Here is a 13,601-nt window from a genome sequence, read left to right as displayed (position 1 = left end):
AATAATTATTCAGCAGCTTCTTCAGTTGCTTCTTCAGATGCAGAACCTTTAGGCGCGTTTAGAGTAACAACCGCTTGGTCATGACCTTCGCCTTTAGCAAGTTCAACTGAAGCAACACCAGCTGGAAGTTTGATGTCAGTTAGGTGTAAAGTTGCACCAACTTCAAGAGCTGCTACGTCTACTTCGATGAACTCAGGAAGTGCAGCTGGTAAACATGTTACGTCGATTTCAGTAACGTGGTGAGCAATAGTGTTGCCGCCTTTAGTTGCTGCTTCTTCATTTAGGAAGTGGACAGGTACTTTAGTGTGGATCTTGTGGTTAGCATCTACACGTTGGAAGTCTAAGTGAGTGATCTTAGGCTTGTACGGGTGACGTTGAATGTCTTTAAGAATTGCTTCTACAGACTCACCAGCAATGTTTAGCGTAAGGATGTGGCTGTAGAAACCTTCATCTTCTTGAGCTTTGATTACTTTGTTGTGATCAAGAGTTAGCGTTAGCGCTTCTTTATCAGCACCGTAAAGGATTGCTGGTACCTTGTCTGCACGACGTAGGCGGCGGCTCGCACCAGTACCTAACTCAGCGCGTACTTCGGCATTCAATGTGTATAATTCGTTAGACATAATGTCTCCAAAAATTTTAGTTTAAAGTTTAAGGTGCTCGCGACCAAACACCCTACCTAAAAAAGGCGCGCTACTATACCATTGCTGAGTGATAAATAAAACATAGAGATACAAAAAAAGCACCCTGAGGTGCTTTTATAGTGCTAGTTGCTATGTTTATTCAACATCTTAGTGCTGAAACATAGCCGAAATAGATTCTTCGTTGCTAATACGACGAATCGTTTCTGCTAGCATATCAGCCAGAGTCAGTACTTTAATGTTATCTAGAGTACGTAGCTCGTCTGATAGTGGAATTGAGTCCGTAACGATTACTTCATCAATAACTGAGTTGCGTAGGTTTTCAGCAGCAGCCCCTGACAAAACAGGGTGTGTAGCGTAAGCAAATACGCGTTTTGCGCCATGCTCTTTAAGCGCTTCAGCTGCTTTGCATAATGTACCGCCAGTATCAATCATATCATCCACGATGATGCAGTCGCGACCTGCAACGTCACCAATAATGTGCATAACTTGTGATACGTTTGCTTGTGGACGACGCTTATCAATGATTGCCAAGTCGGTATCATTAAGCAGCTTTGCGATAGCACGAGCACGTACAACACCACCAATATCTGGTGATACAACAACCACATCGTCAAATTCACGTTCTTTCATATCATCTAACAGTACTGGGCTACCAAATACGTTATCAACTGGAACGTCAAAGAATCCTTGGATTTGTTCAGCGTGAAGATCAACCGTTAATACACGGTCAACACCAACACTAGATAGGAAATCGGCAACAACCTTAGCTGTGATTGGCACACGGGCAGAGCGTACACGACGGTCTTGACGAGCGTAACCAAAGTAAGGGATCACGGCAGTAATACGACCCGCAGAGGCACGACGTAGCGCGTCGACCATAACGATAAGCTCCATAAGGTTATCGTTAGTTGGGGCACAAGTTGACTGGATAATGAAAACATCCGATCCGCGTACGTTTTCATTGATTTGAACACTGATCTCGCCGTCGCTAAAACGACCAACTACAGCGTCACCTAATTCAATGAATAAACGTTTTGCAACTTTTTGAGCTAACTCAGGTGTTGCGTTACCAGCGAAGAGCTTCATGTCAGGCACGGTAGGGTTCCTCAGGCACTGAATTTTTGGACTAACATGCAATGACAGAGTCAAAACAGGCTAACTTAAACAATTTACTTCTGCATTTTAAGCCAACTATCAAGCTGCGTATGAGCAGGTGATATGTTGGTACTAGGGGCTACAAACCCTTGCCAGCATGACGGTAATGAACTGAGCACACGCTGTGCTGCATCTGCTGAATCAAGTTCAACAAAACAACACGCTCCGGTTCCTGTCATACGGGACGGGCCATATTTTAGCAACCAGACTAGGGTCTTTTCAACCTCGGGGTAGAGCTTTTTAACCAAAGCCTCACAATCATTACTGGTATTTGCCAGTTGCCAATCACTTGTCAGCTTTGCCGTATTTCGAGGTAAATCTGGGTGAGTGAAGATAGCACCTGTGCTGACATGAACACTTGGAAATACTACGCAAAACCAGCGCTGGGGCAGCTTTACGGCGGTTAACTTTTCTCCGACCCCTTGTGCTAAAGCGGTTTTTCCATTGACAAAAACAGGAACATCAGCCCCCAATTTAAGACCTATTTCAGCCAGTTCTTGCAAGCTTAAATGACATTGCCACAATTGATTTATTGCTAATAATGTTGTGGCAGCGTCTGATGAGCCACCACCAACACCACCTCCCATTGGCAGCTTCTTGCTCAGTGAGACTAAAATGCCGGTCTCTGCGCGGCGAAAAGGGCGCAGGGCTAATGCGGCTTTATAGATAAGGTTGTCTTCAAGGGGGATATCGCCGGTATCCCCAATAATTTCTACCTTATCATGCTCAGTACAGGAAAACGTGAGTTCATCACCAAACTCTAAAAATGTGAACAGGGTTTCTAACTCATGATAGCCGTCTGCACGTTGTGCGTTGATGTGTAAAAATAAATTAAGTTTGGCTGGCGCCATTAACGAAAGCGAAGTCATATTAAAACTGCCATGAGTTGAGCTGAATTTTGATTTTGAGTGTATTATGAGTCAGGTTAATTCGCGTTGGAAGCCACATATCGTCGACTAAGGAATATTGAGCATAGTTTGCTTGCCAAATTTGCCCCTGCTCATCTTGCCAACTGCTAGAGGTTAAACGCCCATAGCTATCGTATTGATTGCTATCGTTGTTTACTGTGCCAGTGAGCCAAGCAGGCGCTTGGGCAACCGGTAAATCCATGCCACTTAAGCGTTTAACGAGTTGTTGACTGTCACGGTCTAAATAGGTGTTGCCATCATATTCAAGTTCACTGTACTGCCCCAATTCAGTGAGGGATAAAATTCGAGTGCCAATGAAGCTAGTCAGGATCAGTTGTTGTTTGTCGTCTTTGAGCTGCCAATTAAAATTGGCTGACTGGCGTTGCTTGTCACTGAGGAAAGCTAACTTACCACTTGCTTGCCAGCTTTTTTGTTCCTGTAATAATGCTTTCCAGTCTTGGTTTGGCTGCTGTGTAGGGGTGATTCTTTGCGCACATCCGTTAAGAAATAAAAAAAACATGAGCAAAATCAAATGAAATCGTGTCAAATGATGTTCCTTACTTTCCATATTCGATTGATTTTTGGTAAAATTGCTGGCTTTAAAACAGGGCTCGGGCAATTCTGGCATCTATGACCATCATCGCACTCGGTATAAATCACAAAACAGCATCGGTAGAACTACGTGAAAAAGTTGCCTTTTCTCCTGAGCAATTGTCTCAAGCACTCACTGAGTTGGCCCATCACGCTCAGTTTAAAGAGTCCGTAATTGTTTCAACCTGCAATCGTACCGAAATCTATTGTAGCCTTGAGAGTGAGAATTCCCAAGCGCTTCTTCAGTGGCTTGCATGTTTTCACAACATAGATGAAGCACAGCTGAGTGATAATGTTTATGTTCATCATAATCAAGACGCAGTGAATCATTTGATGCGTGTAGCGTGCGGATTAGACTCGTTAGTGTTAGGTGAGCCGCAAATATTGGGTCAAATCAAGCAAGCGTACAGTAGCGCAAAACACCACAATGGCATCAAGCCTACCTTTGAGCGGTTGTTTCAAAAGACTTTTTCGGTTGCAAAACAAGTACGTACAGAAACTGACATCGGTGCCAGTGCGGTGTCGGTAGCCTATGCGGCAGTCAATTTGGCAAAACACATTTATGGTCAATTGGATAAAACTCGCGTGTTATTGATTGGTGCTGGCGAAACCATAGAGTTGGTTGCTAAGCATTTATTTCAACATCACCCCAAATCAATCACGGTGGCAAATAGAACGATTGAACGTGCACAAGGGTTGGCAGAAGAGGTCGATGGCCAAGTAATCTCATTAGCACAATTGCCAGAAGAATTACACAAAGCTGATATTGTTATTTCTTCCACCGCAAGTACTTTGCCAATAATCGGCAAGGGCGTTGTAGAACAGGCACTCAAGCAAAGGCGACACAAGCCAATGTTGCTTATCGATATCGCTGTACCGCGTGATATTGAGAGTCAGGTGGGTGATTTAGATGCGGCTTATTTGTATTCAGTAGATGACTTACAGGCCATTGTCAGCGAAAATATGGCCAGTCGTGAGCAAGCCGCGCGTCAAGCGCAGGCGATTATAGAAGAAAAAACCAGAGAGTTTGCCCAGTGGCAGCGCTCTTTAAAGTCTGTGGATGTGATTCGCCAATATCGCGACAGCGCCCAACAAATTAAAACCGAGTTGGTTGAAAAAGCACTTAACCAGCTAGAAGCAGGCAAGCCTTCAGATAAGGTATTGCTAGAGTTGGCCAATAAGCTCACCAATCGATTAACACATGCCCCAACAAAAGCGATTCAAGAGGCTGCAAAATTGGGTGACGTTGAGCAATTGGCACAACTTAAACAAACATTAGGAATTGAGCAGGAATAAGACGTTAATGAAAGAGTCCGTATACCGTAAGTTAGAGACCTTAGCCGAGCGCTATGAAGAAGTTCAAGCGATGCTAAGTGACCCAGAAGTGATCGGTGATCAGAACCGTTTTCGCGCGTTGTCAAAAGAGTACTCAGAGCTTGAAGATGTTGTAAAGGCGTTTGCTGCTTATCAACAAGCGCAAGAGGATGTCGCGACCTCAGAAGAGATGTTGAAAGATTCAGACCCAGATATGCGTGAAATGGCCCAAGAAGAATACAAAGAAGCCAAAGCAGCAATTGCACAGCTTGAAGATGATTTACAAGTGTTGATGTTGCCAAAAGATCCAAAAGACGATAACAACGTATTTCTTGAAGTGCGAGCAGGTACCGGTGGTGATGAGGCCGCTATCTTTGCGGGTGACTTGTTCCGTATGTATAGCCGTTATGCAGAAACGCAAAAGTGGAAAGTTGAAGTAGTGAGCGCCAATGAGGGTGAGCACGGCGGCTACAAAGAAATCATAGCCAACATTAGTGGTGATGGGGTGTATGGTAAACTGAAGTTTGAGTCAGGCGCACACCGTGTACAACGCGTACCAGAAACCGAATCACAAGGCCGAGTACATACTTCCGCATGTACCGTTGCCGTGATGGCAGAGATCCCTGAAGCAGAAGCGATTCAGATTAACCCTGCGGATCTAAAAATCGATACCTTTCGCGCCTCAGGTGCCGGTGGTCAGCACGTTAACAAAACGGACTCCGCGATTCGTATCACCCACATACCAACCGGCGTGGTAGTTGAATGTCAGGACGAACGTTCACAGCACAAAAACCGTGCTAAAGCGCTATCTGTACTGGGTGCTCGGTTGCAGCAAGCTGAAGACGAGAAGCGCCAAGCGGCAGAGGCATCAGAGCGTCGAAACCTAGTGGGAAGTGGAGATCGCTCAGAGCGTATCCGTACTTATAACTACCCGCAAGGGCGTATTACCGATCACCGTATCAACCTGACATTATATCGCCTTAACGAAATCGTAGCCGGTGACTTGGGTGCTATCATCGACCCGCTATTGTTAGAACATCAGGCTGATCTATTGGCCGCGATGGGTGAAGAATAAACGTGACGACATACAATGTAGCCCAAGCAATTGCATGGGCTACTGAACTTTTAAAGACCTCTTCCGACAGTGCTAAGTTAGATAGTGAAGTCTTGCTGCTGCATGTGTTAGATAAACCCCGCAGTTATCTTTTTGCTTGGCCAGATGAGCAACTTTCACAGCAACAGCAAACTCAGTTTATCGCGCTGATTGACAGACGAAGACTGGGAGAGCCTGTGGCCCATATTGTGGGCATGCGCGAGTTTTGGAGCTTGCCACTGGAGGTTAATGCCAGCACGTTGATCCCAAGACCAGATACCGAAACGCTGGTCGAGCACGCATTAAGTTTAGCGTTACCTGATAAGGCCAAAGTGCTTGATTTAGGGACCGGAACGGGGGCCATCGCATTGGCACTTGCATCTGAGCAAGCGTACTGGCAAATCACTGCACTTGACTATTCGCACGATGCAGTAGCTCTTGCAAAACGCAATCAGCAAAAGTTAGGTTTCAATAACGTAGAAATCGCTCAAAGTGATTGGTATCAGGCTGTAGTGCAACAAAGATTTGACTTGATAGTGAGTAACCCGCCGTATATTGAGCATGATGATCATCATTTGTCACAAGGGGATGTCAGGTTTGAACCCTTAAGTGCATTAGTGGCAGATGACGAAGGAATGTCTGATATTAAGATTATCATTGCGCAAGGTACACAACACCTTAATCATGGTGGTTATTTACTGATTGAGCACGGTTATCAGCAAGCTACTAAATTGCAGCAGTATTTTGCACAAATGGGTTATAGCAATATACTTACAATTAAAGATATGGCAGGCTGTGATCGTGTCACTCTAGCCCAATGGCTTGGTGAGTCCCTATAAACCCTATTTGACGTGCACTGAAAGGATCCCTATATGGATGATTTTTTGTTTTCTGATGAACCGAGTGAAGTCATTGAGCCAGAGCATAGTGGCAAATGGAAAGTGATCATCGTAGACGATGAACCTGAAGTCCATGCTGTGACTAAATTGGCTCTGAGTGATTTTGAATTTCAAAAAAAGCGCTTAGAATTTTTAAGCGCCTACTCAGGGGAAGAAGCACGTAAAGTCATCAGTGAACACCCTGACGCAGCCATTGTACTGCTTGATGTTGTGATGGAAACCGATGATGCTGGATTACAAGTTGCTAAGTTTATTCGTGAAGAAGCTAAGAATAACCACATTCGCATCATTTTAAGAACGGGGCAACCGGGACAAGCCCCTGAGCGTCAAGTAATCGTCAATTATGATATCAACGATTACAAATCAAAAACCGAATTAACCGCACAAAAGCTATTCACTGTAGTGATGTCGAGCTTGCGATCTTATCGCGATATTTTAGCGATTGAACAATCTCGCCAAGGCTTGGAAAAAATCATTTGTGCGTCACGGGATATTTTTGCCACCCATTCAATTGAACACTTTATCAAAGGAGTGATGCAGCAGTTAACGTCATTGCTTGGCACCGTGGATGAGGCGATGTATGCCACGTCATTGGTGGCCAGTAACTTAAGTGGCCGAAAGAGTGATCAACTTGTTGTATTTACTGGGCGTGGCGAATTTGAGCGCTGTGAAGGAAAGCCAATAACAGAAGTATTAACTACCGAGCAGCTTGATGCCTGCAACCAAGCATTGAGTGAGAAAGGCATTGTTTATAAAAACAATTACTTATTTGCATACTGCTCAAGTGAGTACAATCACAGTTCTATGCTTTTTGTGTCAGGTATCCCAGAATATTTAACCGACACGCAAAAACACCTGATAAAAATATTCTCGCAAAATGTACAGTTGGCATATGAAAATGTGCAATTACAAGCCGAGATTGAGAGCACGCAGCAGGAGCTCGTCTACCGTTTGAGCGAAGCGCTAGAGCAACGCTCAACTGAAACGGGTAATCATGTTAAGCGTGTCGCATATATGTGTGAGCTATTCGCAAGCCAGAGCGGTTTAAGTCACCATGATGTTGAGCTGCTGAGAATGTCATCACCACTGCATGACGTTGGTAAGGTCGGTATTCCTGATGCTATTCTCAATAAGCCTGGCAAGCTGAATGACGAAGAATGGGATGTCATGAAGTCACACACGCTTAAAGGGTATCGAATTCTCCAAGACTCAAGGCGTGAGATTGTAAATGCTGGCGCGGTGATTGCCAAAGAGCATCATGAAAAGTGGGACGGCACAGGTTATCCTGAAGGTAAAAAAGGTGAAGATATTCATATTTTTGGCCGTATCGTCGCATTAGCGGATGTGTATGATGCGCTGCGTCACAAGCGTTGCTATAAAGAACCTTGGACCAAAGAACAAGCGCTGGCAGAGATTAATAACCAAAAAGGCAAACACTTTGACCCTAGTTTGGTTGATATTTTAAATGAACACATTGATGATGTAGAAGCCATTTTGGCTCGTTTCCCTGACAAACAACACTAATAAAGAGTAAATATGGATTACTTAGCGTTAAAACATACACATATGCTATTCGTCGTGCTCAGCATTTTATTATTTTACACCCGCGCTTTTTCGCGTTTTGGCAGTGGTAAACTGGCTGCTAATAAGGGCGTTTTCATAGCTAGCCACGGTGTTGACACCCTGTTATTGGTTTCAGCAATCGCTTTGTTAGTCGCAGGTAGTATTAATCCTCTGGGCCAGCCTTGGTTACTTGAAAAGATAGTATTGGTAATCGCTTACATTGCGCTTGGCATAATAGGTGCGAAATCTACCAGTAGACAAACGCAAGTAGCGACTTTTATCGGCGCAACAATCTCGTTATTGGGTATCGGCTATTTAGCAAGTACAAAAGGTGCACTGGTCCTGTAATCTAAACGCCACAGGCCTATGTTAAAAAAGCGCTTTGATGCGCTTTTTTAGTTTCTTTGGTTAGTACTTATCACTTATTCTTGGGTGACGGAGATAATTAAAACTATGCAGCTCATAGCATCGCTATTTGGGTCTGTAGTAAAAAGTGGTAGACTAGACTTTCGTTTATTAGAAATTGTGAGTTGACTCGGGATATATGACTGATATCTGGTTCGAAGAACAAGACGGTAGTACAGATTACATACCTCAGGATCCTCTATTTCGCTGTATCAAGGCGGAGAGGCATTGGGATGCGCAAGCCAAGCTAGAAACCAGCTTTTGTCAGCTATCAGAGTTAGAATTGCTGGTAGAGAAAATTTGCGTCCAATACCCACATCCACATGAACGTTTAGATAAACTATTAGATGCTTTTTACACTGTTTGGCTATTCAGTGGCAGTGACCAAAATATTCCAGAATATACACTCAACAGCGTGTGTTATGTACTTAATATGCGCAGTGGTTCACCTACCGCACTGGCGATGATCCTCAGTCATCTATTGCAGCGAGCGGAGTTTGACGCAAATCTAGCTTTAAGCCAAGGTGAGGTTGTGGTGCACGTTGCAATGAGCAACGACGAAGGCTATTTAGTTGACCCAAATAGTGGCCAGCAAAACTGGTATATTGTGCCTGAAAACGACGCTGACGCAGATAAGAATGAAGAGCCATTAGAGTTGGTGATGGGAGATGAAGCGGTAAAGCTTTATCTTGCACAACAGAAGTGGGCCTTTATTGCGGCAGATAAGTTTAGTCATGCCTTAAGTTGCGTTGAGCTATTGATGGATTTAATTGGTGATGATCCTTACGAGCGTCGTGATAGAGGTTATTTACTTAATCAACTTAACTGCCCCAAAATGGCAAAGGAAGATCTACAATTCTTTGTTGACGAGTGCCCAGATGATCCAACCATAGAGATTATTCAGCACCAAATCGCAGAACTTGCCGATCACAACAACATACTCCATTAGAAAATAATAACGAGGGCTGTTATGGAACAAGGATCAGCTTTAATCACAAACAACGCTGTTATTCTGGGCTTGCTTGCACTCATTCTTGGGTTTGTGTTTTATACATCAAATCTAAAGCAGGGTTTTTGGGCCAAATTTTACAAATATGTACCCGCACTACTCATGTGTTACTTCTTGCCATCATTACTTAATACCTTTGGTATTGTTGATGGCAGTAGCAATGATGTGTACACGGTTGCTAAATACTTTCTATTGCCTGCATGCTTGGTTTTACTCACACTTAGTATTGATCTTAAAGCCATTCTAGGTTTAGGTAAAAAAGCCATCATTATGTTCTTAACCGGCACCATAGGGGTGGTGATCGGTGGTCCTGTTGCTTTGCTCATCGTTGCCACTATCATGCCCGAATTACTTGGTGTTTCGGGACCTGAGGCATTATGGCGAGGTATGGCTGCGTTAGCCGGCAGCTGGATTGGTGGTGGAGCGAATATGCTTGCCATGAAAGAGATATACGGCGCTGGCGGAGAAATTTTCACGGTGATGGTCACAGTTGATATTGTGGTTGCCAACTTGTGGATGGCAGCGCTGTTAATGCTCGCTGCAAAACACAAAAAGATAGATGAAAAAACTGGCGCTGATACCAGTTCAATCGACCGTCTAATAGATAAGGTTCAGCAGTTTGAAGCTCAGCATGCACGCAAACCCGAACTGAGAGATTTTATGATCATGCTGGCTTTAGCATTTGGTGCAACGGGCCTTGCGCATTTCGCGGCAGACTTATTGGTGCCGTTTTTTGTTGAACATTATCCCGGCCTGAAAAAGTTCTCACTACACAGTAAACTATTCTGGATTATCGTGTTAGTGACCAGCATTGGCTTGGCATTGTCATTCACTAAAGCGCGTCAGTATGAAGCGGTGGGTGCCTCAAAGGTCGGAGCAAGCTTTTTGTATATCTTAATTGCAACGATTGGCTTGCATATGGATATAACCAAAATTGTAGAAGCACCTAAGTATATAATAATTGGTGTAATTTGGATGGCGATCCATATTGGGCTATTATTCTTGGTGGCAAAACTTATCAAAGCGCCCGTGTTTTATGTTGCGGTGGGCAGTAAAGCAAATATCGGCGGGGCTGCCTCGGCACCAGTTGTTGCATCAGCATTTCACCCCGCATTGGCTCCTGTTGGGGTATTATTAGCAGTACTTGGTTATGCACTGGGTACGTATATGGCGTGGCTCTGTGGTCAGTTGCTGCGTATCATTGGCAGTTAAATTGGAAGAAATATGAATACACAAACGATCAATCTGGCTAACATAGAAATTGCAAACGACAAACCGTTTGTGTTGTTTGGTGGGATGAACGTACTGGAGTCGCGTGACTTGGCGATGCGCATTGCTGAGCATTATGTGGAAGTGACTCAAAAGCTAAATATTCCATATGTGTTTAAAGCATCTTTTGATAAAGCAAACCGTTCTTCTATCAATTCATACCGTGGTCCGGGAATGGAAGAAGGATTAAAGATTTTTGAAGAGATAAAAAGCACTTTTAATGTACCATTGATCACGGATGTTCATGAACCTTTTCAGGCGCAGCCAGTGTCAGAGGTGGTTGATATTATCCAGTTACCTGCGTTTTTAGCGCGCCAAACTGATTTAGTGGTGGCGATGGCAAAAACGGGGGCGGTTATTAATGTTAAAAAACCGCAATTTTTAGCGCCGCACGAAATGCGCCATATTTTGAAGAAAATCAACGAAGCAGGAAATGACCAGGTTATTCTATGTGAACGAGGTAGTAGCTTCGGTTACAACAACCTAGTGGTGGATATGCTGGGCATGGATGATATGAAACATATGGCACCGGTGATCTTTGATGCCACTCACGCATTGCAGCGACCAGGAGGACGCAGTGACTCAGCCGATGGACGTCGAGCACAGGCCGCTGAGCTGGCCCGTAGTGGTATGGCATTAGGTCTGGCAGGGTTATTTATCGAAGCACATCCAAATCCGAACGAAGCTAAATGTGACGGGCCCTGTGCTTTGCCATTGGCTAAGCTGGAAGGTTACTTAAAACAAATGAAAGCGGTCGATGAATTGATCAAGAGTTTCCCAGCGCTCGATACCAGTGCAAGTGACTTGTAATCAAAATAGATAGCCCAGTATATACTGGGCTTGTGGCTTAACTTGTAAGGCATTTTCGCTATGTCCAGAAGACTCCCTCCGTTGAATGCGCTCAAAGCGTTCGAAGCCGCAGCCAGACATTTGAGCTTTACAAAAGCTGCTGAAGAGCTTTACGTTACCCAAGCTGCGGTCAGTCATCAAATAAAAATCTTAGAAGAGCACTTGGGCCTGAAGTTGTTCCTACGCAAGAATCGCTCGTTGTTATTGACCGAAGAAGGTCAGGGCTATTTTCTGGATATTAAAGAGATCTTTTCTCAACTGATAGATGCCACTGAAAAACTATTGGCACGTGGTGCTAAGGGGTCATTAACCGTTAGTTTGACACCGAGTTTTGCGATTCAATGGTTGGTGCCAAGGCTCAGTTTGTTTAATGAGCTGCACCCTGAAATTGACGTTCGGATCAAAGCACAAGATCATGATGAAAACTCACTCACCGATGATGTTGACGTGGCTATCTATTATGGCCGTGGACATTGGAGTGGCGTACAAACACATAAATTACACACCGAGTACTTGGTACCGTTGTGTAGCCCGTTGTTACTTAACGGCCCGAAGCCTTTAGATCAGCCCAGCGACTTGGCCCATCATACGTTATTGCATGACACCACTCGAAAGGCATGGAAAGCGTGGATGAAAACAGCGGGCGTTAGGAATGTACAAGTGAATCAGGGACCAATCTTCAGCCACTCTTCCATGGTGTTGCAGGCCGCGGTGCACGGCCAAGGCGTGGCACTTGGCAACAGTGTATTGGCTAAGCCTGATTTGGACTCTGGGCGTTTGATTATTCCGTTCAATCACGTGCTAGAAAGTAAAAATGCCTACTATTTGGTGCTGCGAGAATCGCAGGCTGAACTGGGTAAAATCGTATCATTTAGAGACTGGATGCTCAGTCTTGTAGAACAAGAGCAATTGTAATGACAATACAGTGGTTCAAACCAAATAAACCCATCGCGCAATTTGTTTTTGCCCACGGGGCAGGGGCGGGTAGTGAATCGCCATTCATGCAAACCATGGCGCAACATTTATGTGACTTAGGCATTTTAGTTGGCCTGTTTGATTTTGAATATATGCAACAAGCTAAAGCGCTAGGAAAACGTCGCCCACCAGATAGAGCGCCAAAATTACTGGCCTGTTTTGCCAGTCAGTTAGCGCAAAGAGACTCGCAGCTTCCGCTGTTTGTTGGTGGTAAGTCAATGGGTGGAAGAATGGCGTCAATGCTGGTTACCGAGGGGGAATACCCAATAAAAGGCGTGATTGCAATGGGTTACCCATTTCACCCGCCAGGTAAACCCGACAAGCTCAGAACAGAGCACTTTGTGGATATTCCTTGTCCATTTCTAGTTTTACAAGGAGAGCGCGACACCTTTGGCAATCAAGCTGAATTGGCGCAACTGCAACTTGATAAAGCGCCAGAGTACATATTTTTTGCAGATGGTGACCACTCACTTAAACCGCGAAAAAAAAGTGGTTACAGTGAAGCAGAACATTTGCTAGAAGCGGCGCAACAGGCCGCTAAATTTATGCGGGAACATGCTAATGATTAAGCTCTTTTTACTCGCTGGAAGTGGCTTTTGCATGCTATCAGTGATGCTCGGCGCATTTGCGGCGCACGGCCTTAAGCGCCATCTGGATGAGTATGCTTTGAGTATTTTCAAAACTGCCAGTGACTATCAAATGACCCATGGCTTGGCATTGTTAGCTGTTGCCCTGCTGTTAAAGTGGGGCGTTAAGGTCAATCTATCTGGCTGGTTGTTGATAGCGGGTATTGCGCTGTTTAGTGGTAGTTTATACTTACTAGCGCTAACTGGAGTAAAATGGCTTGGTGCCATCACGCCGTTGGGCGGGCTATGTTTTATCGCCGCCTGGATAGTTTTGATCGTTAAAATCAGTAAACACACATTTTAA

At 44.5% G+C, this 13,601-nt stretch carries 15 protein-coding genes; 11 read left to right on the top strand and 4 right to left on the bottom strand.

From position 1 onward, the window contains the following. Window positions 1-5: 5 nt before the first annotated feature. The 4 genes from L1070_RS16220 to lolB form a co-directional block, all read right to left on the bottom strand. Window positions 6-620 carry a 50S ribosomal protein L25/general stress protein Ctc gene (locus L1070_RS16220; RefSeq protein WP_070987319.1) on the bottom strand — a complete coding sequence of 205 codons (615 nt, stop codon included), beginning with the start codon at window positions 618-620 and terminating at the stop codon, window positions 6-8. 168 nt (window positions 621-788) lie between these two features. Beyond that, on the bottom strand, window positions 789-1,736 hold the full coding sequence (locus tag L1070_RS16215; protein WP_070987317.1) for a ribose-phosphate pyrophosphokinase: 948 nt from the start codon (window positions 1,734-1,736) through the stop codon (window positions 789-791). 74 nt (window positions 1,737-1,810) lie between these two features. Then, entirely contained in the window at window positions 1,811-2,665 is an 855-nt protein-coding gene (gene ispE / locus L1070_RS16210) for a 4-(cytidine 5'-diphospho)-2-C-methyl-D-erythritol kinase (RefSeq protein ID WP_237126330.1), read from the bottom strand. A gap of 1 nt (window position 2,666) precedes the next feature. Beyond that, window positions 2,667-3,272, bottom strand: a complete 606-nt coding sequence (lolB, locus tag L1070_RS16205) for a lipoprotein insertase outer membrane protein LolB (RefSeq protein WP_275423302.1) — start codon at window positions 3,270-3,272, stop codon at window positions 2,667-2,669. A gap of 62 nt (window positions 3,273-3,334) precedes the next feature. Here lolB and hemA point away from each other — a divergent pair, with 62 nt between their 5' ends. From hemA to L1070_RS16150, 11 genes are all read left to right on the top strand, one after another. Further along, on the top strand, window positions 3,335-4,591 hold the full coding sequence (hemA, locus tag L1070_RS16200) for a glutamyl-tRNA reductase (protein ID WP_070987311.1): 1,257 nt from the start codon (window positions 3,335-3,337) through the stop codon (window positions 4,589-4,591). Between the two features lie 7 nt (window positions 4,592-4,598). Next, the gene (gene prfA, locus L1070_RS16195; protein ID WP_070987309.1) at window positions 4,599-5,684 is read left to right on the top strand and encodes a peptide chain release factor 1; all 1,086 of its coding nucleotides are present in this window, start codon (window positions 4,599-4,601) and stop codon (window positions 5,682-5,684) included. 2 nt (window positions 5,685-5,686) lie between these two features. Continuing rightward, on the top strand, window positions 5,687-6,541 hold the full coding sequence (gene prmC, locus L1070_RS16190; protein ID WP_237126328.1) for a peptide chain release factor N(5)-glutamine methyltransferase: 855 nt from the start codon (window positions 5,687-5,689) through the stop codon (window positions 6,539-6,541). Between the two features lie 33 nt (window positions 6,542-6,574). After that, window positions 6,575-8,125, top strand: coding sequence for a response regulator (locus L1070_RS16185; protein ID WP_070987305.1), 1,551 nt, complete (start codon window positions 6,575-6,577; stop codon window positions 8,123-8,125). Between the two features lie 12 nt (window positions 8,126-8,137). After that, window positions 8,138-8,512 carry a SirB2 family protein gene (locus L1070_RS16180; RefSeq protein WP_237126327.1) on the top strand — a complete coding sequence of 125 codons (375 nt, stop codon included), beginning with the start codon at window positions 8,138-8,140 and terminating at the stop codon, window positions 8,510-8,512. Between the two features lie 196 nt (window positions 8,513-8,708). Then, complete coding sequence (locus L1070_RS16175) at window positions 8,709-9,518, top strand: tetratricopeptide repeat protein (RefSeq protein WP_237126326.1); 810 nt, start codon at window positions 8,709-8,711, stop codon at window positions 9,516-9,518. A 21-nt stretch (window positions 9,519-9,539) separates the two neighbouring features. After that, a complete protein-coding gene (locus L1070_RS16170; protein WP_070987298.1) occupies window positions 9,540-10,790 on the top strand; it encodes a DUF819 family protein in 1,251 nt (416 codons plus the stop codon). A 12-nt stretch (window positions 10,791-10,802) separates the two neighbouring features. Beyond that, entirely contained in the window at window positions 10,803-11,657 is an 855-nt protein-coding gene (gene kdsA, locus L1070_RS16165; protein WP_070987296.1) for a 3-deoxy-8-phosphooctulonate synthase, read from the top strand. A 60-nt stretch (window positions 11,658-11,717) separates the two neighbouring features. Continuing rightward, window positions 11,718-12,611 (top strand): transcriptional regulator GcvA, encoded by an 894-nt coding sequence (locus L1070_RS16160; RefSeq protein ID WP_070987294.1) that lies wholly within the window; start codon window positions 11,718-11,720, stop codon window positions 12,609-12,611. Continuing rightward, on the top strand, window positions 12,611-13,240 hold the full coding sequence (locus tag L1070_RS16155) for an alpha/beta family hydrolase (protein ID WP_237126325.1): 630 nt from the start codon (window positions 12,611-12,613) through the stop codon (window positions 13,238-13,240). Before L1070_RS16160 ends, L1070_RS16155 begins: the two co-directional genes overlap by 1 nt. Then, entirely contained in the window at window positions 13,233-13,601 is a 369-nt protein-coding gene (locus tag L1070_RS16150; RefSeq protein WP_237126324.1) for a DUF423 domain-containing protein, read from the top strand. The genes L1070_RS16155 and L1070_RS16150 overlap by 8 nt, the downstream gene beginning before the upstream one ends.

The sequence above is a fragment of the Pseudoalteromonas sp. MMG022 genome, assembly GCF_021654245.1.
Lineage (GTDB): Bacteria > Pseudomonadota > Gammaproteobacteria > Enterobacterales > Alteromonadaceae > Pseudoalteromonas > Pseudoalteromonas amylolytica.
The sequence above is the reverse complement of the archived record's forward strand: the minus strand, read 5'-3'. Positions and strand labels throughout refer to the sequence as shown.